Annotated in this window: 18 protein-coding genes and 2 pseudogenes; 7 read left to right on the top strand and 13 right to left on the bottom strand. The window is 64.9% G+C overall.

Annotated elements, in window-relative coordinates; translation table 11 throughout:
• Positions 1–135: 135 nt before the first annotated feature.
• From NL241_RS34130 to NL241_RS34100, 7 genes and pseudogenes are all read right to left on the bottom strand, one after another.
• A complete protein-coding gene (locus NL241_RS34130) occupies positions 136–432 on the bottom strand; it encodes a putative quinol monooxygenase (protein WP_487689508.1) in 297 nt (98 codons plus the stop codon).
• Between the two features lie 75 nt (positions 433–507).
• Positions 508–1,140, bottom strand: a complete 633-nt coding sequence (locus tag NL241_RS34125) for a hydrolase (protein WP_494396345.1) — start codon at positions 1,138–1,140, stop codon at positions 508–510.
• 595 nt (positions 1,141–1,735) lie between these two features.
• Positions 1,736–2,125, bottom strand: a pseudogene (locus tag NL241_RS34120) (pirin family protein); the annotation flags it as partial.
• A 71-nt stretch (positions 2,126–2,196) separates the two neighbouring features.
• The gene (locus NL241_RS34115; RefSeq protein WP_487690576.1) at positions 2,197–2,865 is read right to left on the bottom strand and encodes a cutinase family protein; all 669 of its coding nucleotides are present in this window, start codon (positions 2,863–2,865) and stop codon (positions 2,197–2,199) included.
• 165 nt (positions 2,866–3,030) lie between these two features.
• Positions 3,031–3,185 (bottom strand): annotated as a pseudogene (locus NL241_RS34110) (RNA polymerase subunit sigma); the annotation flags it as partial.
• Between the two features lie 11 nt (positions 3,186–3,196).
• The gene (locus NL241_RS34105; protein WP_487689514.1) at positions 3,197–3,607 is read right to left on the bottom strand and encodes a nuclear transport factor 2 family protein; all 411 of its coding nucleotides are present in this window, start codon (positions 3,605–3,607) and stop codon (positions 3,197–3,199) included.
• A 250-nt stretch (positions 3,608–3,857) separates the two neighbouring features.
• Positions 3,858–4,418, bottom strand: a complete 561-nt coding sequence (locus NL241_RS34100; RefSeq protein WP_487689516.1) for a TetR/AcrR family transcriptional regulator — start codon at positions 4,416–4,418, stop codon at positions 3,858–3,860.
• A 175-nt stretch (positions 4,419–4,593) separates the two neighbouring features.
• Here NL241_RS34100 and NL241_RS34095 point away from each other — a divergent pair, with 175 nt between their 5' ends.
• From NL241_RS34095 to NL241_RS34085, 3 genes are all read left to right on the top strand, one after another.
• Positions 4,594–7,467 (top strand): ATP-binding protein, encoded by a 2,874-nt coding sequence (locus NL241_RS34095; RefSeq protein ID WP_494396344.1) that lies wholly within the window; start codon positions 4,594–4,596, stop codon positions 7,465–7,467.
• Between the two features lie 398 nt (positions 7,468–7,865).
• Positions 7,866–8,498, top strand: coding sequence for an NADPH-dependent F420 reductase (locus NL241_RS34090; RefSeq protein WP_487689522.1), 633 nt, complete (start codon positions 7,866–7,868; stop codon positions 8,496–8,498).
• Between the two features lie 1,121 nt (positions 8,499–9,619).
• Positions 9,620–10,261 (top strand): LysE family translocator, encoded by a 642-nt coding sequence (locus NL241_RS34085; protein WP_494396343.1) that lies wholly within the window; start codon positions 9,620–9,622, stop codon positions 10,259–10,261.
• A 603-nt stretch (positions 10,262–10,864) separates the two neighbouring features.
• On the opposite strand, the gene NL241_RS34080 is transcribed toward NL241_RS34085, so the two are convergent.
• Together NL241_RS34080 and NL241_RS34075 are read right to left on the bottom strand one after the other, a co-directional pair.
• The gene (locus NL241_RS34080) at positions 10,865–11,233 is read right to left on the bottom strand and encodes a hypothetical protein (RefSeq protein ID WP_494396342.1); all 369 of its coding nucleotides are present in this window, start codon (positions 11,231–11,233) and stop codon (positions 10,865–10,867) included.
• A 252-nt stretch (positions 11,234–11,485) separates the two neighbouring features.
• A complete protein-coding gene (locus NL241_RS34075; protein WP_494396341.1) occupies positions 11,486–12,397 on the bottom strand; it encodes a maleylpyruvate isomerase N-terminal domain-containing protein in 912 nt (303 codons plus the stop codon).
• 159 nt (positions 12,398–12,556) lie between these two features.
• On the opposite strand from NL241_RS34075, the gene NL241_RS34070 reads away from it, so the two are divergent.
• Positions 12,557–15,880 carry a helix-turn-helix transcriptional regulator gene (locus tag NL241_RS34070; RefSeq protein WP_494398445.1) on the top strand — a complete coding sequence of 1,108 codons (3,324 nt, stop codon included), beginning with the start codon at positions 12,557–12,559 and terminating at the stop codon, positions 15,878–15,880.
• A 569-nt stretch (positions 15,881–16,449) separates the two neighbouring features.
• Here NL241_RS34070 and NL241_RS34065 read toward each other — a convergent pair.
• The 4 genes from NL241_RS34065 to NL241_RS34050 form a co-directional block, all read right to left on the bottom strand.
• Positions 16,450–18,003, bottom strand: coding sequence for a tripartite tricarboxylate transporter permease (locus NL241_RS34065; protein WP_487689535.1), 1,554 nt, complete (start codon positions 18,001–18,003; stop codon positions 16,450–16,452).
• On the bottom strand, positions 18,000–18,563 hold the full coding sequence (locus tag NL241_RS34060) for a tripartite tricarboxylate transporter TctB family protein (RefSeq protein WP_487689538.1): 564 nt from the start codon (positions 18,561–18,563) through the stop codon (positions 18,000–18,002). Before NL241_RS34060 ends, NL241_RS34065 begins: the two co-directional genes overlap by 4 nt.
• Positions 18,560–19,597 (bottom strand): Bug family tripartite tricarboxylate transporter substrate binding protein, encoded by a 1,038-nt coding sequence (locus tag NL241_RS34055; protein ID WP_487689541.1) that lies wholly within the window; start codon positions 19,595–19,597, stop codon positions 18,560–18,562. The genes NL241_RS34060 and NL241_RS34055 overlap by 4 nt, the downstream gene beginning before the upstream one ends.
• 724 nt (positions 19,598–20,321) lie before the next feature.
• On the bottom strand, positions 20,322–21,104 hold the full coding sequence (locus tag NL241_RS34050) for an IclR family transcriptional regulator (protein WP_487689544.1): 783 nt from the start codon (positions 21,102–21,104) through the stop codon (positions 20,322–20,324).
• A 172-nt stretch (positions 21,105–21,276) separates the two neighbouring features.
• On the opposite strand from NL241_RS34050, the gene NL241_RS34045 reads away from it, so the two are divergent.
• From NL241_RS34045 to NL241_RS34035, 3 genes are all read left to right on the top strand, one after another.
• Positions 21,277–22,467, top strand: a complete 1,191-nt coding sequence (locus NL241_RS34045) for a CaiB/BaiF CoA transferase family protein (RefSeq protein ID WP_494396340.1) — start codon at positions 21,277–21,279, stop codon at positions 22,465–22,467.
• Positions 22,464–23,327, top strand: a complete 864-nt coding sequence (locus NL241_RS34040; protein WP_494396339.1) for a citryl-CoA lyase — start codon at positions 22,464–22,466, stop codon at positions 23,325–23,327. Before NL241_RS34045 ends, NL241_RS34040 begins: the two co-directional genes overlap by 4 nt.
• A 107-nt stretch (positions 23,328–23,434) precedes the next feature.
• The gene (locus tag NL241_RS34035) at positions 23,435–23,800 is read left to right on the top strand and encodes an MFS transporter (protein ID WP_494396338.1); all 366 of its coding nucleotides are present in this window, start codon (positions 23,435–23,437) and stop codon (positions 23,798–23,800) included.
• Positions 23,801–23,811: the final 11 nt, after the last annotated feature.

The raw sequence follows: 23,811 nt of genomic DNA, 5'->3' as shown, positions 1-23,811 counted from the left end.
TCGGCTGGCACGCAATGCGGGAGCTTCTGCGCTGTCAGCAGATCGTAGATACTGATGACGTCCCGGCAGCGCGGTCGTCGACAGCTGCGCAAGCCGAGTTAGCAAACGACAGGCTACCGACGAGCTTTCAGACAGTCAGACTACTTTGCGAAGTAAGTGCGCAAAAACGGTTCTTTCGACGTTTGCTACACCGTTCGCGTGGAATCGCTGGATGTGTGGCCCTTGGGTGTGATGCTTGTTACGTAGCTCTTCGCTTGACCAGTGCTCCACGAATACGAATTTGCCTGGCTCGCCGATGTCCTCGTACAAGTCGTAGTCCAGATTGCCCTCCTCCTCACGCGAGGGCGCGACGAGTGCACCTAGGTCTCGCCGCAGCTCGTCCTCTTTGCCTTCCTTGGCTTCAAGGCCGACGACAATGAACAATTCAGTCACCTGAGATTCCCTTCGAATAACTAGCTAGGAGCTGGGCTGATCTAAAGGTCGGTAGTTTTCGCGACGCAGGATTGCTTACCCCTTGAAGTTCTTCTCCGGGTTGAACCCGTCATAACTGTCGAACACACCCATGAAACCAGTCAGCGTTTCGTCGCGATTCCAGTCACGCTGGAGTTCGCAATACATCTGCACTCGGCTGATCAACTTGGCGCCCGCCTGTTCGATACGGCGGAGCGCCGCCTCATGCGCCGCGAGTGAGGTGCCGCCCACCGCATCGACGGGTACGTAGACCTCATAGCCTTGATCGATTGCGTCGAGGGCAGGAAAGGTCAGACATGCCTCCGTCCAAAGCGCGGTCATGATCAGCTTCCTGCGGCCGGTGGCTTCGACAGCCTGCTTGAATTCCGCGTCTTCCCAACTGTTTATCGAGGTGCGGTCATAGGTGGGATGGTCGCCGAGGACGTCCAGGAGCGGCTGGATCGGCGGCTTGTTCCGACCGGTCTGGATATTGACGGTGGAATGAACGATTGGCAGTCCGTAATTCACGGCCGCCTTGGCGCAGCCAACGATGTTGAACACCAGTTCGTCCTGCGGGATCGAACGGATGGAGCTGACTTGGATGGGCTGGTAGTCGATGAGGACGAAGGCCGAATTCTGCGGTGTGAGCAGGTGGTCGAATTTCGGATCGCGGATAGCTTGGCTTGTCACGAAGATTCCCTTCCAAGTGGGTTTGGTACCGATGTTTGGAGGACCGGCTGCGAGGCATGCCCTGCCTGACTTGAGGCAGTCATCAGGTTCGCAGCGCCGACGCGGCCTTCGCGTCGGTGAAAGTCCCTTAGATGGTCAGCGGCTGCCGCCGTCGCGGCGCATCATTGGATCTGCGCACCAGGACTGATCGGACCGCCTGGTCCGCTCGCCAAGGGCAGCCTCTGAAATTGCACTCCTTGCAACGCGATTTGCAGAAGGCTCACGCCTGGGTGCAGATCCATGCCCCAGAATCCGTCGAGGCGCGCCCCGGTGCACCCGGGGGCCGAGGTGACGCAGGTGCATCACCTCAAATAGGCAGGCGCGACTGTGCCGGGGTGGGTGTGGCGTCGGTGAACACGTCTGGGCCACACGAACTAAGAGTCACCGCTAAAGCAAGTAAGGGACTCTCACCGACGCGAAGGTGGCGTTCGTGCTGCGAACCTGATGGCCGACAGAGATTCGCGCACCAATCTTCTGGCCGCCGAGAGTATCGAGCACTGCCCTGGTGGAACTGTGCCACCGAGGTGTCCCGCAGATCGATGGTCGCGCGACCGCGCTCCGGAGGCTTCTCGATGTGGAGTATTCCGCTGCCGGCGGTCATCCACTGGGTGTCACCGTTGGTGATCGTGCCGCCGCCGTGGGAGTCGGTGTGCTCGAACGCGCCATCGATGATGTAGGTGACGGTCTCGAACCCTCGATGGGGATGCCACGGAGTGCCTTTGGGCTCACCTGCAGCCCAGTCGATCTCGCCCATCTGGTCCATGTGGATGAACGGGTCCAAGTCGTCCTGCGGCACACCGGCGAAGGCGCGCCGCACGGGGAACCCGTCGCCCTAGAATCCGGCCGGTGCGGTGGTGACTGACCGGACCGGACGTTGCGTGTCGGTGGACGGATCGGGGACAGGGACGCGAGGCAAGGTGAGGGTGTCGGCAGTGATGGCGGGCATGGTCTACTCCTGTCAGTTGACGAAAATGGGCGGGGTTCGGAGACGAAGGCGGCGGCTGTGCCGGGTTCCGCTCAGCGGCTGCGTAGGTGGTCGACGACGAAATCAGCGGCTTGCCCGGCCATCCCGTTGACGCCGTACGCGCTGTGGGCGGCAGAATCGAGGCCGCCCGATTCGCAGACCGGGTCCCGCGGCGCGCACAGGTCGATAGTCTTGGCGACGAAGGCGGGGCCAATCTCGATGGGGGGCGCGTCTTGTTGCAGCAGTCTCAAAATTCCCGGTGAGGGTTTACCAAACAGGACCACCGCGGCGATGCTGTCGGCGACGTCGGGAGACAGAGCGGTCAAGGCGTATCCGGGGGGAACGGTCTCGCTGGTGACGTACCCGCTGACGGCAGCACCCTGGGAATAGCCGCCAACGACGATCTCGGTGGTGGGGCACCTGTCCTTCAGGTCGCGCAGATGGTTACTGGCATCCACGATGCCGTCGACGGCGCGATCGAATTGCAAGGACGCCGGGTAGTTGACGGCATAGACGCCAATGATGCGCCCGGGTAGTCGTTGGCTCAAGGCTTCGATGAAGGGCTCACCGACCTTGCCCACGCCGGGGCTCTCGAACGTGCCGCGAGCAAAGACGACCTCGACATCGGCGCAGTCGGCGATCGACGCCGCTACGGGCGCCCCGTAAGCCTGTCCCGGGTTAGGGTTGCTGACCAGCGCCGCGACCGCCGCGCCGACGGCCATCGCGTAGAGCGGCAGACGCGTGTTTGACTGCGTGGCAACTGAATTGGAAGCCGATGGCCTCTCCATGACGCGTGTGCCCTTTCTGCTCATAGGGGTCGCCTTGTCGCAGCTACGCCGCCTGTCGGTGCGTTCGGGAGTACTGCGAGGGAAGCCAACAGGACGCGCAGCAGGGATCGGCTGTCGAGTCATCCGCATGCCCCCCGGAAAAGCGTGTCCAGAAGCGGGATCACGTCACGTTCGAACGGCGCTGTCAGTTCGGCGTCGGTCTCGTCCGGAACCGAACCGGCGTGCCCCATGGTGTCGGGGTCGAGGGTGACCATGACGGGATCTCCTAGTGCTCTTCGGTCAGTGTGAGCACCGGCGTTCCGGTGGCAGGTGCAAGGCGGTTGTGAAGGGCGACGATGGCTCGCATCGGCCGCAGATGCATCGACAGTGAGGCCACCCTGCCTCCGGAATTGATGCCGATCAGATCGATGCCGTCGATCTCCGCGGTACCGCATCTGATATTCGTCACGACCGCGAAAAGGCCATCTCCTGAGATGATTTGGGTGACCGTGTACTCGTCTGCGACATCGAGGATCTGAGAGACCGCGTTCGCGACCTGTTCGCGGCCGACGATGGGCTCCGCGTCGATTGGGCTCTCGAGGATCACGTAATCGGCGAGTTGGGCCGCGGCGCTTATGGCGTCGCGTGCTTGCAGAGCCGTCAAGAATGCCGTTAGTCCTGCTGGAATCTCATCCACAGTCGTTGACTTCCGTTTGTGTGCGGGGTCTCGCTGGATGCGTCTGTGCTGCGGATCAGTCGGTAAGACCGGCTTCTCCGTGCCATCAGGTTCGCATCGTTGATGTCAGCTTCGCGTCGGTGAAAATCCCTTACGTCGTTCCCGGCGGCCACCGTCGCGACGCCTGAGGGGGGTATACGACGCGGTATCGGGCGGAATGATCCACGACAGCTGACCGGACTAGGTGGCCGGTCGTCGAGGGGATCCTCTGTTAACGCAGTCCCTGGAACACGATCTCCAGAACGCCGTCGATATATTCCGGTTCGAGCGGCATCGCATGAAATAGCCGGTACTCGACGACCCCGTACAGCAGGTCACGCATGGTCTGCCAATTGGCGTCGGCGCGCATCTCACCGCGCTGCCGCGCCAGGGTTGTGCGGGCGCGGAAGTCGTCGATATTCGGTGCGATGATCTGATCGAAGAGGGCGCGTAGGAGATCGGGGTCGGACTGGCCGGCGGCGATCAGACATCTATATGCCGGTCCGAAGCCGGTGGTGTTGATCAACTCCAGGATCGCTGTGAGCTGGGTTCGGATGTCGGCGACGATGTCGCCGGTGTCGGGAAGCGTGACGGCAGTGCTGAGGATTTCGGTCGCGGCTTCGAGTATCACCGCACCCTTGGATGGCCACCAGCGGTAGATGGTCTGCTTGCTGACGCCTGCTTGCCTGGCGATCGCTTCGATCGAGATCGTGTCGTAGCCAACTTCGCCGATCATCGACATGGACGCGTCGAGGATGGCGCGACGCGATTGTTCGTTGCGGACCGCAGGCATAAGGAGATCGTAGCCACCGCAGGTGCGCTTCGAAGCGGATTGCATACGGTGCGGTCCGTATTGACGTCAGGCTTACCCTTGCCTATCGTTTTGGTGGTCGGCGCGGCGCTCCCGACCAGGGCTTGGATCACACCGTTCAGCACGGGCAGGCGCCACCTCGGGAAAGAAGCCAGCTGTGTCCGTCGAGCCGATCGATCCAGACGAAGCGTTTCCACCCGATCAACACGCCGCACCCTGGCTGCTTGAGGTGAAGCTGTCGGCACCGCCACCACTACGGGAGGAAGACGGATTCGCCCGAGCCCGGGCTGAGAAGAAAGGTCTGGGCCTGCTGGGTCGACACGCAGAATGCGAAACGATCGGCCAACTCCTAGCCGAGGCATCAGAGGGGCGCAGCGGGGTGCTCGTCGTGCGCGGGGAAGCGGGCATCGGAAAGTCTGCGCTGTTAAAGCACGCCCGCGACACCGCGATCTCCATGGCGATGCGGGTGGAGTCCTCAGTCGGCGTGGAGTCCGAGACGCAGTTCGCCTTCGCTGGCTTGCACCAGTTGTGCGCGCCGCTACTGGAGGGCGCAGAGACGCTTCCTGAGCCGCAGAAGACCGCCCTCGGTGTCGCGCTGGGCCTGCAGGCCGGCGCCACGCCAGACCAATTCCTGGTCGGGCTCGCCGTCCTCAATCTCCTCACAGAGGCGGGGCCGATGCTGTGCCTCGTCGACGACGCACAGTGGCTGGATCAGGCGTCCGCGCAGGTTCTTGCGTTCGTGGCGCGGCGAGTGGCGGCTGATCGGTTGGTGCTGATGTTCGCGGTGCGCGACCCCTGCGAAAGCGGCGGGGACCGATTGACTGGGTTACCCGAGGTACGCCTGGACGGGCTGGGGTACGCCGACGCCCGGGCGTTGCTGACCACCACCGCACCGCGCGCGCCGCTTGATCGGGGGGTCCGCGACCGCATCATCGCCGAGGCGCGCGGTAACCCGTTGGCGCTGCTAGAGCTGCCCAGCAGCCTGCAGTTGGCTGGAGGGTTCGAACTCCCCAACGTCATGAGCGTCCCGCGCCGCATCGAGGACAACTTCCAGCGGCGCTCGAGCAACCTCCCGGCGCGGACGCAACAGCTGATGCTGGTGGCTGCTTCCGAGCCGACCGGTGACGCCGCCCTGCTCTGGCGTGCGGCCGACTATCTGGGGATAGACCACGATGCAGCCGAGCCCGCGGAAACTGCAGGACTGCTCGAAATCGACACCCGCGTCCGATTTCGCCATCCGCTGGTGCGTTCGGCGGTCTACCGTGCCGCCACGGCAGCAGAGCACCGTCGAGCCCACCACGCCCTGGCTTGCGCCACCGACCCGCAAACCGACCCGGATCGCCGCGCCTGGCACCGCGGGCAATCGGTACGGGGCACCGACGAAGAAGCCGCCGCAGACCTGGAGCGTTCGGCAGACCGCGCGTTGGCCCGCGGCGGGTTCGCTGCCGCCGCGGCGTTTCTTCGGCGCGCGACCGAGCTGACACCGGAGCCCGCTCACCGGGCGAGACGCGCACTGGATGCCGCCAACGCCCAACACTGCGCCGGTGCGCCAGAGACCGCCCTCGCACTGCTGGACAACGTGCACGCCGCCCAACTCGATGCGCTGCAACGCGCCCGCCGGGAACTGCTCCGCGCCCAAATCACATTCCACCTGACCCAAGGCAATCAGGTGCCTGGGATGTTGCTTGGCGCCGCTCGAATGTTGGCGCCCCTGGATCCCTCACTTGCTCGCGAAACCTACCTGCAGGCCTTCGACGCGGCGACCATCACCGGAAGTTTGGGCCTCGAACCCCATCTGGCGGAAATCGCCGAAGCGGTCCGTGCCGCACCGACGCCGCTCGGGCCGGCGGATTTGCTGCTCGGCGGGTTGGTAGCCGTCCACACGGATGGATTCGAAGCCGGTGCGCCCGCCCTCAGGCGGGCACTGGAGGCGTTCCGTGAACACGTCTTCCCCGTCGAGACCGTTCAGGCCGGCGACGCCGGCAACTGGCTATGGCTGGCCACACGGACCGCAATAGCGCTCTTCGAGGACGAACTGGCCATCACGTTGGCCGATCGCTACGTGAGACAAGCTCGCGACGCCGGCGCCCTCGCCACGCTGCCGGCAGCGCTCATCGTGTCGGCGTTCGCGCGGGTCTACACCGGTGAGCTCGCTCTTGCCGCCGAGTTGACAGACGAAGCTGCTGCCATAACACAAGCGTCGGGCGCAATGCCTCTGAGCTACACCCGAACGTACCTGGATGGGTGGTGCGGGATTGATTCCGAAGCCACCGATCGGCAAGACACCCGTGACGGCGAGGCGACAGAACGCGCGCGCGGCATCGAAGCCACAACGTCCATCCTCGCCACGGCGGTGCTCCACAACGGCCGGGGCAATTATCCGGCGGCGCAGCAGGCCGCGATTCAAGCATGTGACACCTACGAACCGTCGACCAAGGGGCATGCGCTGTACGAGCTGGTCGAGGCGGCCTCCCGCGCGGGCGATCCAGAATCCGCCTCTCGCGCAATGGAAGAACTCGACACCAGAACCCGCGCCAGCGGCACCCAATGGGCGCTCGGGGTTGCGGCGCACTCCCGAGCGCTGACCAGCACCGGAGCGGAAGCCGACAAGCACTACCGCGAAGCGATCGAGCGGCTACGAAAATGCCGTATGGGCATCTACCTCGCCCGCACCCACCTCGTCTACGGCGAGTGGCTACGCCGCGAAGGCCGCCGCCACGACGCCCGCGAACAACTCCGCACCGCTCACGCACTCCTGACCAAAATGGGCGCAGAGCCCTTCGCCGCACGCGCCGCCCGCGAGCTACGCGCCACCGGCGAGCATCCCCGCAAACGGACCGCCCAACCCACCGACGCGCTCACCGCCCAAGAACTGACCATCGCACGACTCGTCGCGACCGGAGCGACCTCCCGTGAGGTCGGTGCGCAACTGTTCCTGAGCCCGCGCACGATCGAAACCCACCTGCGAAACATTTTCCGCAAACTCGGCATCACCTCGCGCCGACAACTCAGGGAGCTGCCGCCACCCTGACCTGAGGCGGAACGCAAACTGCCCTCGCAGAGCACCTTTCAGGAGTGAGCGACAACCTACGTGAACATCCACCAACGCGCGCCGCGACGGCCGAGCCTCGGTCGGGCTTCGGGATCGGCTGCCAATCCCGTTGCCCCGCCCCGGGGCGTTGTCCCGTCTGAGACGAAGAGGTATGCGGATTCGTACCGTCTGGGCCGCGACCCATTCCAGCAGACGGTGTGGTCTGACATGAACGTCTGAATCCGCGCCGTCTCGGGAAATGGAAGCCATTGCCACGTAAGGGACTTCTACCGACGCGAAGGCGGCCCGTGCGCTGCGAACCTGATGGTGGAAGGTGTCGGGTTCAGCCGGTCCAATCCGCGGCACACACATCGAGCGAGAACAGCAGGAGACATTCAGTGAGTAGCATCAGCATCATCGGCGTGGGCCGCATGGCCAGCGCTCTGGCCGGTCGCGCCCTCGGTGGCGGCAACACCGTCGAGATCATCGGTCGCGATGAGGCCAAGGCGCACGAGCTGGCCAGCAGGCTAGGCGGTGCCACCCTCGGGACGATCGGCGAGCCCCCGGCTGGAGACATCGTCGTGCTTGCCGTTCCGTACGCAAGCGCCGCGGCGGCGGTCGGCGAGTTCAGCGAGGCACTGGCGGGCAAGATCCTCGTCGACATCACGAACCCCTTTGCCCCGGATCTCTCAGGCCTCGTCACTCCCGGCGACAGCTCCGGCGCCCAGGAGACCGCCAAGGCCGCTCCCGCGAGCACGCGAATCATCAAGGGATTCAACACCTTATTCGCCGAGATTCTTGCAACCCCCCCAGATGCGGATCGACCGCTGAACGTGTTCCTAGCTGGCGACGACGCCCAGGCGAAGGCCGAGGTGTCGGCGTTCGCCGCGAGCCTGGGACTGCGCCCGCTGGATGCCGGTCCGCTGTCAATGGCGCGGGCCCTGGAGTACGCCGGCCTGCTGGAACTCAATCTCAAGACCCACGGGCTGGAGCAAACCGACTTCGTTCTGGGCATCACCGTCGTCGGGTGATCCGCGCGGAAGGCGCTCACATGCGGGTCGCCCACCTGACCTGCCCGACGGGACCGCACGCGGGTGAACCACCGCTGATCGCAAGATGTTTGTCTGAAGCCGCGACGTGGTCGTCGATGATGTCGTCGACGTCACGCACGGGCATACCTGCGACCCCGGGGGAGAGACGCCGTGGCCGTGTTCATGGTGGTCGCGGCCGAATCGGGTCGGCCGTCGACTCCGGCGCCCGGCAACCAAAAGAATGTCTAGCCCGACCGCTGGGCAGATGCCGCGGCACCGAGTAGTGCACTGCGTCTTGTGGGGGTGACCAATGCAGGTTCAGATTCGCCTTCGGTCGAGAGTTAGGAGCGCGCTGGTGCGGCCGACGATCCTGAAATTTGTTCTCTCCGTCATCCATTGGAGTTCGCCGATGGCCCGTACTTTGCGTTTTGCCGAGTACGACGATACTGAAGAGCTTCATGTAGTTAGAGCCGCCGCGGTGCCTCCCGGGGGCGGGCAGGTGAAGATTGCCGTCCGCTCGGCAGGGGAAACGGTAGCGCCAACACGCGGCGGCGACCAGCGACACCGACCTCGGACGCCGGCGCCGCGTCGTCGTCAGCCTGTCACTCGTTCCGGCCAGATGAGCCGCATGCAGCGCACCGTCATCCTCACGATGTCGGCGAGAGCAGTATTCGCGGCAACGACCATTGGCCAGGCTCCGCTGGCCGTAGCCAACGGAAAGTCGCTGCCCACCGTCGTGTGTATGGGCCCTGAAATCTACCTGGGTCAATGCGATTCGAGGGTGCCGCTTGTCAATTCGGTCAAGATCCTCGTACCGAAATGGAGGGTCCGCACCTACCCAGACACCGCTTGCGTGCGGTCGGCAATTCCGCCCAAGCAACCGGAACTAGCCGAACGCCAATTATTTTGGCCTCGACTTCGGTTATCGCAGCCTTAAAGGTCGGTCGCTCCTTGGTTACCCGGAAAGTGAAATGCCGGACGTCTGTCGCGCTCACGGCGGGACAAGGGGGAGGAACGGAACGCCGGTAGTCGGTCCCGGCCGAGTTCGATGGTGGAACGCGCCACCGCATGGGCACCGGCTGATTGCCGGAGTTTAGAACTGACGAAAGGACCGAGCGGCGATGCACTCGCTCCACGTGGTCAACTGGGCCGCGTTCCTCGTGGTGGCCGCACTGGTCTCGGCGACACCTGGGGCCAACCAGTTGTTAGGTTTGCGCAACGCGATCCGATTCGGGTTTGCCTGGGCGGGTGTAGGCATCGTCGCTCGACTCGCCGGGCTTGCCATGCTCATCGCCCTAGTCGTCATCGGGCTCGCGGAGGTGTTCGCAACGTCGCCGGTGACGTTGGTGGTCTTCAAGTGGGTCGGGGTTCTCTATCTCCTCTTCATCGGCGTAGCCGCGATCCGCGCTCAGCCACTACCGTCGGAACCCGCTGACCTTGAGACAGCGGCACGGTTACGTGCAGACCGCCGCCGGATACCCTTTGACGAATTCGTGACCGCAACAACGAACCCCAAGGCAGTGTTGCTCTTTGCTGCACTGTTTCCGCAATTCGTCGCCACGGACACAAACAGCCACGTCCAGATGGCCGCTCTAGGTGTGGCCTATCTGGTCGTGGAGGCCGTCGTGGGTGGTATCTATGCCGCCGTGGGCTCCGTATTGCGAGTCAAGGGACCCTCTAGCAGCACTCTGCGTTGGGTCGATCGCGGCGCGGGCTGCTGCCTCATCCTGTTGGCCGCGGCGCTTGCCGCTGAGTCCCTGTAAGCGCTGCGGCTGCCGGTTACGCCTCCTAGGTATGTGGCCGCGAGCCTCGGCGGGCAGCTAGTGCAACCTGTCCCCCCTTAGGCCATCGCTCCACAGTCGCGGGTATGTTTACTCCTCGCGCTCCGTTACAGCCGTGCAGCACCCCGATGAAACGGTGGCGCGTTAACGTCGGCTGTCATAGTGACGAAAAGCTACACACCCAGTGCGGCCCTGCGCCTTTGATTTGGGGCGGGGTGAGGTAGTAGTGCGTCGCTGCCGGCAGAGCGTTATCGGACGCATGGAGCGAGGCGTTTGCAACGTAGATTAACAAGCCTCCGCGACACGCCGAAGTCTTGTCAAAGTACCCAGGCGAGTCGTGTCGATCTTCACTGCGTCTCGACAACCTGCTCCAGTTTCAAATGAAATGTCCATTTGATGTCCAATTGGACATTTGAATGAGATTCCGCCTATCGAGCCAGCGGTAGCACTGGTGGCCGGCCGCTGGTCAGCGCCCGGGGATTGGACCACTCCCGCGGAAGCTGCGTGCCGGGCGTTTCGGACCCACGCCGATCTGAGTGGGCGGCCGACGACACTGTCCGCGTGATCCACCCCAGCAGGGTGCGCCTATGCGTCACCCAAGCTCGGCCGGTAGTCCGCCACTTCGGCCTCAGCAGCGAGCAACGCACTTAATTCGCCCTCCTGCTGAGCGACAAACACACCGATAACCTGCCGGCACACCTCCGGCACGCCGACCCCGCGCATATCAGCAATACGTTTCAACCCGAGCAGCATCGACGTCGACACGTGAAACTGCACGGCGAACTGACCGCAAGAACCATCCTCGGGCGGTGACCCCGGACCAACGACCACGGGATGATCTGACCCGAATTCGTCAACATCAGCGCCGCGAGCCCTCTCAACGGCCCCACCACTAGCGCCGCCAGCAACGCCCTGGTCCGGGTCGCGGAACTCCTCATGACTGAACAAACCCATTGCGCCCACGCTAGACCTTGCAGAATGCCGAAGCCGCCAAGTGAACGGGTGTGGCCTGCAGGAGACCGAGGCGGCGGCGAGGTGCTGAGGGGGCCGGAGGGTTTGGTCGTGGTCCTTAGTGCGTCTGGAAGGGGTTTTCGTCAGGGAGTCGGCGTTTGCGCTCAACTCGATGATTGAGACGCCCGGATGGGAACTGCGTGTCGACGGTCAACGTGTTCTCCTCAGGTCGGAACGTCAGCGCGCATCACGGCGTCACGGATTGAAGAACAGGTTCTTGAAACGTAGCCCGAGCCACGGGCGGGGGCCGCGCGCCAGCATCCCGCCGCGCATAAGCGCTCGGCCGAGCCGCATCCGCCCGTAGACGACCAGTAGGTACGTCACCGGGTCCGCGGAGATCACACAATCGACCGGTCCGCCGACGGCCCGCACCTCCGCCGCGCCGTCCGCGACCCGGATGACGTAGCGCGGGCCGTTACCGCGCAACCGGACCTCGTATGTCACCGGCGCACCGCGTGCCGCCTCGGGCCGCACCACCAACGGCGACATCTCGGGGCACACCGTTCCCACGATGAGCTTCGCGTGCTCGGCGGGGATCGGCCATGGCCGGCCCGTCCCAGTCGCGATGTCGTGCCCGTGCACGGTCAATTCCCCGAGTGCCAGGGCGGTCAGACAGTCCAGGGTGCGGATCCGACCGGGGCCGTACCACGGCGTCTCGCATTGCACCTGCGGGTCGGCCGCCGCCAAGAGTTCCAGGAACCTTCGCGTCCCAGCGGTGATCAACTCCGCGAGATATCCCGCGTCGGTGTGGTCGACCATGGCAATGGTGGCGGCATTGGTGGCTGCCAGCCGAGTCGGGAAGTCTGCATCGAGGTACTGCTCCGGGGTCAGCGCTTGCGGCTCCCCGGTGATCGCCGTGCTGAACCCGGTGAGCACGACGGACACATGGGCCGCGGTTTCGGCGACCGTCCAGTCGGTGCCGGCCGCGGGGCGCTCGATGTCGTCGGTCTCCTGCAGCAGCGCGGTGAACCGCGCGGCTGCCGTGCTGATCGCGGCTCGCGCGGCTTCCCGGTCCAGTGTCACGACCGTCGCCGGCGTGTCGTCAACTCGTTCATTGCCGAGGCCGTTGAAGCGGCTGGTGTGGACGGTCTTGGTGTGGATGGTCATGTGGTCTCCTCGGGTTGGAATGAGTCGACTATCCGATGACGCCGACGCGAGATCGTCGGTCAGAACGCGTGAATGCGCGAGCGGGTTGGTCGTAGGTCCGCATTGCGGCGCGGCAAATCTACGCGGTTCCGCCGATGTTTTGGGGCGCGTGGTCGCCGCATGCTGGCTAGCATGAGCGGGATTGACCCACGCGCGGACACGAAGCCGTTGAACTGGAGCGACCTGGGCGTGAGCGAGCTTCCCACCGGAACTGTGACGTTGCTGCTGGCCGACGTCGAGGGCTCGACGCGGCTATGGCAGACCCAACCGGAGGAGATGACGGCCGCGATCGCGCGGCTTGATCGCACGGTGTGCGAGGTCATCTCCGCCCATCACGGTGTCCGGCCGGTCGAACAAGGCGAAGGCGATAGCTTCGTGGTCGCGTTCGCGCGGGCTAGCGATGCGGTGGCGTGCGCCCTGGAGTTGCAGCGCGCACCGCTGGCCCCGATCCGGCTGCGCATCGGCGTGCATACCGGGGAGGTGCAGCTGCGGGACGAGGGCAACTACATCGGTCCGACCATCAACCGGACCGCGCGGCTGCGCGAGCTGGGCCACGGTGGACAGACGGTGCTGTCGGGCACCACCGAAGATCTGGTGCTGGACCGGCTGCCTGCCGACGCCTGGCTGACCGGCCTTGGTTCGCATCGGTTGCGGGATCTCCCGCGCCTGGAACGAGTGGTGCAGCTGTGCCATCCCGACCTGCGCAACGAATTCCCTCCGCTGCGGGCATCTGAAACCGTTCCCGCTCAACACCTTCCAGCGCAGTTCACCAGTTTCGTGGGCCGCGCCGCCGAATTGAACGACGTGCGGCAGCTCCTGGCCGAGAATCGGTTCGTGACGCTCACCGGCGCGGGCGGTGTCGGCAAGACGCGCCTGGCGGTGCAGCTGGCGGGCGAGGTCGCCGGTGGATTCGACGGCGGGGTGTGGTTGGTCGATCTGTCGCCGATCACCGATCCCGAGCTGGTGCCGGTCGCGGTGATCCGCGCGCTGGACCTGCCTGACCAGCAGGGCAGCTCCACGATGGACATACTGCTCCGATTTGTCGGCGACCGTCGGCTGCTGCTGGTGCTGGACAATTGTGAGCATCTGCTGGACGCGTGCGCGGCGCTGGTTGTCCGCCTACAGGGCGGCTGCCCTGAGGTGACGATCGTGGCGACGAGTCGCGAGCCGATCGGGGTGGCCGGCGAGGTGAGTTGGCGGGTGCCGTCGCTGTCACTGGCCGACGAGGCCATCGAGTTATTCGCCGATCGCGCGCGACGGGTCCGGCCCGATTTCCGCCTCACCGACGACAACGCCACTGTGACGGCGGAGATCTGTCGCCGCCTCGATGGCGTGCCGCTGGCGATCGAGCTGGCGGCGGCGCGGGTGCGCGTCATGTCGTTGAGCGAGATCCGCGACAGCCTCAATGACCGCTTCCGGCTGCTAACCGGCGGTGCACGCACCGCGGTGCGGCGCCAGCAGACGCTGCGGGCCTCGGTGGATTGGTCGCACGCACTTCTGACCGAGCCCGAACGCATCTTGTTTGCCCGGCTCGCGGTGTTCATGGGCGGGTTCGACCTCGACGCCGCAGAGGTGGTCGCGGGCGATGGTGACGTGAAACGCTTCCAAGTCCTAGACCTGCTCACATTGCTGGTCGACAAGTCCCTGGTCGTGGCCGAAAGCGCAAGTGGCCGAACGCGATACCGGCTGCTGGAGACGGTGCGCCAGTACGCTCTGGAAAAGCTCGGCGAATCCGGTTTTGCCGACGCCATACGGGCCCGTCACCGCGACCATTACACGGCCCTGGCGGCGATGCTCGACACCCCGGCACCTACCGGCCACGAGCAGCTGCTCGAGCAGACCGCCACCGAGCTCGACAACCTGCGCGCCGCGTTCACGTGGAGCCGAGAGAATTCCGACATCGAGCTCGCGTCGCAGCTCGCGTCAACGCTGCAGCCACTGTGGCTCGGACGGGGCTGCATCCGGGAAGGGCTGTCCTGGTTCGACGCCGCGCTCACGAACCGACACGCGGACCCTTCAAAGGTGGCGGCGCCGGCGGTGCACGCACGGGCGCTTGCCGACAAGGCCACGCTCAACGCGCACATGGGCGCCACCGACAGCATGGAGCACGCCCTCCGCGCTCTGGCGATCGCGCGGGAACTCGAGGACCCCGCCCTGTTGCTCCGGACCCTGACGGCCTGCGGTTGCGTCGCGGTCTACGACCCCGACGTGGCCGAGCCGTACTTCGCCGAGGCGATCGGCCTGGCCCGCTCGTTAGGCGACGGATGGCGGCTCAGCCAGATTCTGGGTTGGCAGGCGTTCGGGCTGACCATGGAGGGTCATCCGATCGCGATACGTGCCGCTGCGCAAGAAGGACGCGACCTCGCCGCCACCATCGGTGACCGGTTTTCCTCACATGCGAGCCGCTGGTGTCTCGGTGTGGCACAGGGGATGACCGGTGATCTGGCGGGAGCCGTCGCCCAGTTGGGCGAGGTGATTGCCGAGGCCGACGCGGTCCACGACGTGTACTGGGTGTGCTGCGGCCTGTCCTTGCAGGCCGTCATGCTGGCGTGGCACGGGGACCCGAGTGCGGCGCGGGAGTCCGCCGACGCGGCCGTCGAGATCGCGACGGAGCTTGGTGGGATCTTCCCCGGCCTCGCCTACGTGGGGTTGACGGCCGCGAACCTCGCCGAGGGCGACGTTGCCGCTGCCGACAACGCGATCGCGGCGGGTTTGCCCCATCTGAGTCTGCAGCCCAAGCTGGCGGCGATCTGGATTGCTTACGCGGCTCAGGCGGCGCTGGCGCGCGGGGATCTGACCAGGGCCCGGCATCTCGCCGACGACGCCGTCGCGCGGACAAGCGGCTTTCACCTGGCGCTCGCGCTGGCCACGCGCGCAGGCGTGGCGATCACCGAGGGTGAGCCCGAGCAGGCCGGCCGAGACGCGCACGCCGCGCTCGTGACCGCCGCCAGCACTGGGACATTCGGCGCCACTCCGGAAGCTCTCGAATGCCTCGCGGTACTTGCCTTCGGTGTAGGCAGTCACCTTGAAGCGGCGCGGCTGTTCGGCGCCGCAGATGCTATCCGCCGACGTGGTGGGCTGATCCGATTCAAGATATTCGACGCCTTCTTCGAATTCCCGGTGGCGGCAATACGGGAAGCGTTGGGCGAGAATTACTTCGAATCCGCGTGGGCCGAGGGCGCCGCCCTGTCCACAGAAGAGGCGATCGCCTACGCCCAGCGCCGTCGCGGTCAACGCAAACGCCCCGCGAGCGGCTGGGCTTCGCTTACGCCCACCGAGCGCGATGTCGTACGGCTGGTCAGCGAAGGCCTTGCCAACAACGACATCGCCACCCGGCTTTTCGTGTCACCGCGTACCGTGCAAACCCACCTCACGCACGTGTACACCAAACTCGGACTCACCTCACGCGTGCAACTCGCGCAGGAAGCAGCCCGGCGCGGCTGACCCGGCCCGCATGTCGGACAGTCCGCGCATTTGTAGGAAATGAAGGGCTCCATGAGACAAGCCGGTTGGAATCGACGTGAGACAACGCAGAACGCGCACGTCAATGCATGGCGATATGTCACCAACCGCGAGAACCTACAAGCTGCTTGTGGCTTCTCAAGTTTGAGGTCCACTTGTCAACTCAAATGTCCAGTCGATATCCAATTGGACGTGTAAGTGGGATTTTCGAACGTTCCGGGTTGGTTTGGTAAGCGGCGCCCGATCGTGGGCGTGAAACAGGTTTTCTGAACGAGGTTCAATCCACTCGCCGCCAGCAAAGGAAGTAGAGCTCTGGAACATCTCTACTATGACCTCGGCCAGTGAAAAAGGGGGCCGTGGCGGTCGTGACGCAGCACCAGCGCGCTGAGATCTTGAGAGACCCGGCCGCAGCCCCATCGGAACTGGGGCGGCGTGCCAGGCCAGTACCTCACCGTAAATCTTGTTCTACGTGGTTCCTCTGAATACGTTTTTGCCGTTCAGTTTTTGTTGGACTGGGCAGCCGCTCGTGAATCACCGTGGAGCCAGCCGATTCAGTCGTCGTCTCCTACTGCGAGTTTGACTGAGCCCCGTGTCTCCTGGCCTTTGAGGCGTTTGATGATCCATGGCAGGTAAGGGACGAAGAAGGCGACGACTGCGAGTGCCAGGATGATCGCGGAGGTGGGGTGGGTGACGAACACGCTCCAGTCGCCGTTGGAGGCGGTGAGCGCGCGGCGGAACTGGTTTTCCAGGTTGGGTCCCAGAATGGCGCCGAGAATGACTGGTGCGATGGGGAAGTCGTAGAGCCGCATGAACAGTCCGACGATGCCGACGGCGTAGGCGATGAGGATGTCGACCGCGCTGCCGGATACGGAGTACACACCGAGTGTGGCGAAGACGAGGATTCCGGCGTAGAGCGCGGGGCGCGGAATCTGTAGGACTTTGACCCAGAGCCGGATCAGCGGGAGATTGAGCAGCAGCAGCATGACGTTGCCGATGTAGAGCGAGGCGATCAGTGCCCAGACGAGCCCGGACTGTTCTTCGAAGAGTTGCGGGCCGGGCTGGAGGTTGAAGATCTGGAAGGCGGCGATGAGCACGGCCGCGGTCGCGGAGGTGGGGAGGCCGAGGGTCAGCAGGGGTACCAGCACGCCGGAGAACGAGGCATTGTTGGCAGCTTCGGGTCCGGCGACGCCTTCGATGGCGCCTTTGCCGAACTGTGCCTTACCTTTTGAGCGCTTCTTTTCGTAGGTGTAGGACAGGAAGGTGGGGATTTCGGCGCCGCCGGCGGGCAGCACGCCGAAGGGGAATCCGACGGCGGTCCCGCGCAACCACGGTCGCCAGGACCTACTCCAGTCTGTGCGGCTCATCCAGAAGATGTCGCCCTTCTGCGGTGGGTCCAGGGGTGCGAGCACGCCGGGTTTGGTGCGGCCGCGGACCAGCACGTAAAGGGTTTCGCCGATGGCGAAGAGTCCGATGATGAGGATGACTTCACTGATGCCGTCGTAGAGCAGTGGTTGGCCGAAGGTGAGTCGCGCCTGCCCCGATAGTGAGTCCAGCCCGATCATGCCGAGGGTGACGCCGACCAGCAGCGCCAGCAGGCCGCGCACCAGGGAGCGTCCGACCAGCGCGGTGACCGAGACCAAGGCCAGAACCATCAGGGCGGTGTAGTCGGCCGCGGTGAAGGTGACGGCGAGCTTGCCGATGGGCTTGGCCACGAAGGTGAGCAGCACGGTGGCGATGGTGCCGGCGACGAATGAGCCGATGGCGGCGGTGGCCAGCGCCGCGCGTGCTCGTCCGGCCTTGGCCATCAGGTGGCCTTCCATGGCCGTTGCGACAGAGGCGGATTCGCCGGGAGTGTTCAGCAGGATCGATGTGGTCGACCCGCCGTACATGGCCCCGTAGTAGATGCCGGCGAACATGATGAACGCACCGGCGGGATCGTCGAACTGAAAGGTCACCGGCAGCAGTAGAGCGATGGTGACCGCGGGTCCGATACCCGGTAGCACGCCGACGAGGGTGCCGAGGGTGACACCGAGCGCGGCCAGCAGCAGGTTGGTCGGGGTGAAAACGGTGGCGAAGCCACCGAGAAGATCGGCGAAGACCGTCATAGCGGGAGGAGTCCTGGTGGTAGGTAGATGTTCAGTCCGTAGCTGAACAGGAAGTAGATTGCGACGGTGAGCGCTACGGCGATCACGGCGTCGCGAATGTGGCTGCGGCTGCCCAGGAGTGCGGCACACACTCCGAACAGCACCGCGGTCGAGATCAGATAGCCGATCGGGTCGATCGCGTAGGCGTAGGCGACGAGCACCCCGATGAGAACGATGACGCGCAACAAGTGGTCGAACCGTTCGGCGGCCGGCTGGTGGCGCCGGCCCGCCAGTGCGGCCAACGCGCCGGCCAGGTAGGCGACGCCGAGCAGGGTCCACGCGACCGCGATGATCACCGGCAGAAAGCGTGGCCCCTGTGGCGCCATTGATCCTGGTACTTCCCATGCCTGCCAAAGCAGTAGAGCGCCGATCGCGACGATGACCACCCCGAGTACAGCCGGAGCGCGGGGTGAGCTGGCCACGATAGTGGTGTCGCTCTCCATATCAATGCCCTCATCGGAACCATCGAGGGGAGCACCCTCGACGTCGTGATCGGACATGCCGTCCTTGGAAACGCTCACAGTCCGAGCTCTTCGAGAATCGAGCCGGTTTCGTCTTGCGCATCGGAGACAAACTTGGCTGCATCCTCACCGGTGCGGAAGTCGTCGGTCCAGCCACGCTCGTCGACCAGCGTCTTCCACTGTTCGGCATCGTGAATCCTGGTGACGAAGGCGGTGATGCCCTCGACCTGTTCGTCGGACAAGCCGGGGGGCGCGAAGATGGCGCGCCAGTTGACGAAGTCGACGTCGAGGCCGGCGCTCTTGAGGGTCGGTGCGGGCTTGCCGGCAACGGTGACCTCGTCGTCGGAGCTGATGGCGAGCAGGCGCATTTCGCCGCCCTCGATCTGTCCTTCGAACTCCGAGACGCCCGATACGCCGACCTTGACATCGCCGGAGAGGATTCCTGCCGTGGCTTCGCCGCCCCCGGAGTAGCCGACATAGTTCATATCGCTAGGTGCGAGGCCGGCCGCTTTGAGCATGAGGCCGACGAGGATCTGGTCAGAGCCACCGGCGGATCCTCCGCCGAAGACCACTGACTTCGGGTCGGTCTTGTAGGCGTTGATGACATCGGTAATGGTCTGGAAGGGCGAATCAGCGCGCACGACAAGTGCTTCGGCTTCAGAGGTCAGTGTGGCGATGGTGGTGGCGTCGGTGATCGACAGCGGTGACCCCGCCTGCTTGAGCGCGCCGATCATCACCAGCCCACCGATCATCAGGGTGTTCGGGTTTCCCTTGTCGTTGCTGGTGAGCTCGGCCAGGCCGGTGGCGCCGCCACCGCCTTCCCGATTGATGACCTCGATGCTCTGATCGGTGAGCTTGGCCTCCTGCACGACCTGCTGCATGCCGCGCGCGGTCTGGTCCCATCCGCCGCCAGGCTTGGCCGGTACCAGGAGTTCGATGGAGCGGCTGGGGTAGTTCGCCGCGTCGCCTCCGCCTCCGCCGTTCCCGCCGCCGCCGGGCGCGCACGCCGTGGTCAGCGCGATAGCCAGGGTGGTGCCGAGTAGGACGCCGTTCGACGTCAGCCGTCCGACAACCTTTGATCGAAGGTTCTTCATAGCGTGCTCCTCATCACTGCGGGTGTGTGGCGTACGCTACACGACGAACCATCTAATGGTCTAGAGAAACCGTAGAGTGGTCGATATTTGTTGCGGCGAAGGTGCCCATGACCGACGGCAGTCCGCGATCGAGGGCTTTGATCGGTGCTCGACCTCGATGCTTGAACAGTTGGCCAAGCTCGGCACAGCGTTGGTGATAGAGGCCATTGGGAAATTCGGCGCCGTGGACTCTGCGATCGGCGCCCGGTGGTCGGTGCGCACGATAAGCGGGAACGCCTTAACCGTGTGGACGCGTGGCGGGTGAAAACCTGGGCGTCCGCAAGGCCATCCAACTTGCGGGGACGCAAGCATCGCCAATGGAAGGAGATCCATGCCGGGCGCTGATCGGGGAGATGCTCGCAACCAACCGAAGGCGCGTTGTACTGCCGGCGTTGTGCTGGACGGCGCGGCCCTCGACATCGAGGCTCTGAGGGATCTCGACATGCGGGTTTTCGCTCGCGCTTTCGCGCTGGCAAGGCCCGTCAAGCATGGCCCGTTTCGACCGTTGGAGCCGACGGCCGTGGGTGACGTGTGTTTTCCCGGTGGTGCCGCCATCGCGGATCTCGATGGTGTCGCCAATGTGGCTCGGCGCACGATCGAACAGCTCTCACAGAGCGACTCGCTGCGTCGGAGAACGTTCAGCGCATCGCCAACGCGAAACCCATCCGACAGGCGACCCGGGTTCTCAGTCCAGGCCGGGCAGCCCGATCTCGGAGATGGTTTCGGCGGCCTTGCGGGTGAAGTCGATGTACCTCGGAACGCGGTCGTCGGTGAATCGCCCGGTGGGTCCGCCGAGTGTCAGTGCGGCTACCACTGTTCCGCGGGTGTCGAAGATGGGAAACGACAGCCCGGTGGAGCCGAGTTCGCGCTCCCCGTGCACCATCTGATAGCCCCGCACGCGACCTTCTTCGATCGCAGTACGCAGGGTCTCGGCGAATCCGGGACCGTGGGGGGAATCCGCGGCCACGTCGTCGACGAGGTCGGGTGCGGACATCAGCAGGATTTTCCCGGCTGCACCGGCCCAGAGCGGGTACGGCACCCCGACGGGGATCACGGAGCGCACTGTGGCGGTGCTCTCGCACTGGGCGACTACTACGCGGGACAGGCCCTGCCGAATGTAGAGGTTGACGGTCTCGCCTGTGTCTGCGGAAAGTTGCCGCATCACTGCGACCACTTCGTCGGGCGGGGTCCAGGTCTTGCCGGCGAGGCGAACCCACCGCAGCATCGCCGGACCCAGGCAGTAGGTGCCATCGGGTCGCGCGCTGAGCACGCTGCGGGCACACATGGTGGCAACCAGCCGGACAACAGTCGTCTTCGGAAGCGACGTGCCCTCGACCAGCTCCTTCAACGTCCTGACCGGGTGTGCGGTGTCGAAGAGTTCGAGCAGATCGATGACGCGCGTGACGCTACGGACGCCGGCGTCGGCGGACGCCGGCTTCTCGGTGGGATCCAACGCCTCTGCGCTCATGGCACCTCATCTCGCACGCTCGGGGGTGTCACCCACCCTACGGTTTTGTGGAACCAGTCGCTGACAGCAGGGGTCCAGTTGTAAACCATCAGATGGAACAAATAAACCATAGAACGGTTTTCCGTGTTACCGTAGAGGCGAAGCTGTCAATGCGCCGACGGAGGTCCGACCTATGCAACTACTCGACGGAATTCGGGTTCTGGACCTCACCAACGTCCTGGCCGGCCCGTACGCCAGTTACCAACTGGCCCTGATGGGTGCCGACGTCATCAAGGTCGAGGTCCCTAAAACAGGAGATCTTGCGCGCCAGTTGGGAGCCGAGCCGTCGCTGTCGGCGCAGCGGATGGGTGCGTCCTTCGTGGCGCAGAACGCCGGAAAGCGCTCCCTCACCGTCGATCTCAAGAGTGACGCAGGGCGTCGGGTATTCGAACGGCTTGTTGCCAAGGCCGATGTGCTGGTCGAGAACTTCCGGCCCGGCGTGATGGCCCGACTGGGGTACGGGTGGGAAGACCTTCGGACGACGAACCCGAAGTTGGTGTACTGCGCCATCTCTGGGTTCGGCCAAACCGGCCCGATGCGAACCCGACCGGCTTACGACCAGATCATCCAGGGTCTTTCGGGGATGAGTGCAGCGACTGGGACACCAGAGACCGCACCACTGCGCGTCGGCTTCCCGGTATGCGACACACTCGGCGGCATGACGGCCGCGATGGCCATCAACGGCGCGCTGGTCGCTCGCAGCCGCACGGGCGAAGGCGCCTACCTCGACGTCTCGATGCTCGAGAGTTCGCTGACCGCGCTGGGCTGGGTGGTCTCCGACTATTTGATCGCCGGGCGCACCCCGACGCCGAACGGTAATGAGAATCCAACTGGCGCTCCATCGGCCACCTTCGCCACCGGTGCAGGCGCACTGAACATCGCCGCTAACAAACAGGAGCAGTTCGAGACGCTGTGCAAGCTGATCGGCCGTGAAGACCTCATCGACGACCCTCGATTCGCTCAACGCGACGACCGCAAGGTGCGCAGAACCGAACTGCGTGCCGAACTGGAATCAGCGTTGGTGGCCAAATCGGCGCGTGACTGGGAACCGCTGTTCAATGAAGCCGGTGTGCCTGCCGGGCTGGTCCTCGACGTCACCGATTCCCTTGCACTTGATCAGATCGTCGAGCGATCGCTGGTGCACGAGGTTGTTCTTCCCGATCGGACGGTGAAGGTGTTGGGTAGTGGGTTTCACGTCAACGGCCAACCGTTGCAACCGAAATCACCACCACCAACGCTGGGCGCACACACCGGCGAACTGCTGGCCGAACTCGGATACTCCGACCAGGAGATCGCAGAACTGAACGCACAGGAGGCGGTATGACAACCAACCACACCGCGCGGACGCTCTCCGATACCACCATTGATGACGTCACCGCCTGGTGGCGAACCGACATCAGCGACATCTCGCCGGGCGTGATCCGCTACCACGGCTATGCCATCGAGGACATCATCCCGACCACCTCGTATGCCGCCATGGTATGGCTGATGATCCGCGGCGAACTGCCATCGCCATGGCAGGAACGCCTCCTCAACGCGGCGCTGGTCTCAGCAGTGGACCACGGCCCGCAGGCACCGTCGATCGCGGCGGCCCGTATGGCCGCCACATGCGGCGTCGGACTCAACAACGTCATCGCCACTGGCGTGGGCATGCTCGGTGACGTTCACGGCGGTGCGGGGGAGCAGTGCATGGAAGTGTTGGCCGGCCTCTGCGCCGAGGCCGAGGACGCGGCCCAGCTACGGCCCGCTGCGGACCGAACCGTCGCCGCATACCGCGCAAGTCGTCGATATGTCCCCGGGTTCGGCCACCGCTTCCATCCCCGTGATCCCCGCCGTGACCCACTCCTGAGCCTGGTGGCCGAGGCCGGGCGCGACGGTGCGGTGTCCGGCCGATACTTGCACGCGGCACTTGCTTTGGAAGCGGCACTGGCGGAAGGTCGGACCAAGCCCGTGCCGATGAACATCGACGGCGCCACCGCCGTCGTCTACGCCGAACTGGGGTTCCCGCCACCTCTGGGCCGAGGGCTATTTGTGCTCTCACGTTCGGTCGGCATCCTTGCCCACGGCTGGGAGCAGACCCAACAAGGCGGCCGCAACAAGGGACCGATCCCACGCACTCTGCTTCCGGACTACACCGGCCACCCAAACCGACCGCACACGGGCACAGACCGGTCTGCTAGCTGAGACGTTCACATGCCGCTGATCGCACCCGTCGAACGCCCCGCGGGTCTGTCGGAAAACGGTGGCTCTGTTCCTGGCAGCGGTCAGGTGCCAGTCGGAATGATCCGGCCGTGGAGGGTGATTGCGAACGCGTCGAGGGCGGGCTGGCCGTCTTCCCTGCCTTCCTCGTGTACTTCATGAGGCGCCACGTCCCTGAACCGCCGGAAGTCCGCAGCAATATCGACGCGCGCAAAGCCAGGCGCGCCGCCGGCCATAAAGCCCAGCCCGGTGACTCCGCCGGCGGCATCATCGGCTATGTGAGCTGGGGGTTCATCGCCGACGCAATCGGGCGCCGCAAAGCGTTCATGGTCAGCTTCGCCGTCTCCGCCACCGCTGTCGCCTTCCTTTTCCCGTTCTCTCACGAATGGTGGGTTTTCCTGGCAGGCATGCCCTTTGCCCACACCCGACCCGCTGGTCTCGGTCAACTGGCGCCGTGAGATCGGCGGGC

The organism is Mycolicibacterium sp. SMGY-1XX (genome assembly GCF_059132455.1).
Note: the sequence above shows the minus strand (reverse complement) of the source record. Positions and strands in the feature narration are given on the sequence as shown.

What these genes read in the sequence shown, in the direction of transcription:
- NL241_RS34050 (WP_487689544.1), bottom strand. Translation starts at nt 21,104, where the DNA reads ATGAGCGCAGAGGCGTTGGATCCCACCGAGAAGCCGGCGTCCGCCGAC.
- NL241_RS34080 (WP_494396342.1), bottom strand. Translation starts at nt 11,233, where the DNA reads ATGGGTTTGTTCAGTCATGAGGAGTTCCGCGACCCGGACCAGGGCGTT.
- NL241_RS34045 (WP_494396340.1), top strand. Translation starts at nt 21,277, where the DNA reads ATGCAACTACTCGACGGAATTCGGGTTCTGGACCTCACCAACGTCCTG.
- NL241_RS34115 (WP_487690576.1), bottom strand. Translation starts at nt 2,865, where the DNA reads ATGGCCGTCGGCGCGGCGGTCGCGGCGCTGGTCAGCAACCCTAACCCG.
- NL241_RS34100 (WP_487689516.1), bottom strand. Translation starts at nt 4,418, where the DNA reads ATGCCTGCGGTCCGCAACGAACAATCGCGTCGCGCCATCCTCGACGCG.
- NL241_RS34055 (WP_487689541.1), bottom strand. Translation starts at nt 19,597, where the DNA reads ATGAAGAACCTTCGATCAAAGGTTGTCGGACGGCTGACGTCGAACGGC.
- NL241_RS34065 (WP_487689535.1), bottom strand. Translation starts at nt 18,003, where the DNA reads ATGACGGTCTTCGCCGATCTTCTCGGTGGCTTCGCCACCGTTTTCACC.
- NL241_RS34085 (WP_494396343.1), top strand. Translation starts at nt 9,620, where the DNA reads ATGCACTCGCTCCACGTGGTCAACTGGGCCGCGTTCCTCGTGGTGGCC.
- NL241_RS34040 (WP_494396339.1), top strand. Translation starts at nt 22,464, where the DNA reads ATGACAACCAACCACACCGCGCGGACGCTCTCCGATACCACCATTGAT.
- NL241_RS34075 (WP_494396341.1), bottom strand. Translation starts at nt 12,397, where the DNA reads ATGACCATCCACACCAAGACCGTCCACACCAGCCGCTTCAACGGCCTC.
- NL241_RS34070 (WP_494398445.1), top strand. Translation starts at nt 12,557, where the DNA reads ATGCTGGCTAGCATGAGCGGGATTGACCCACGCGCGGACACGAAGCCG.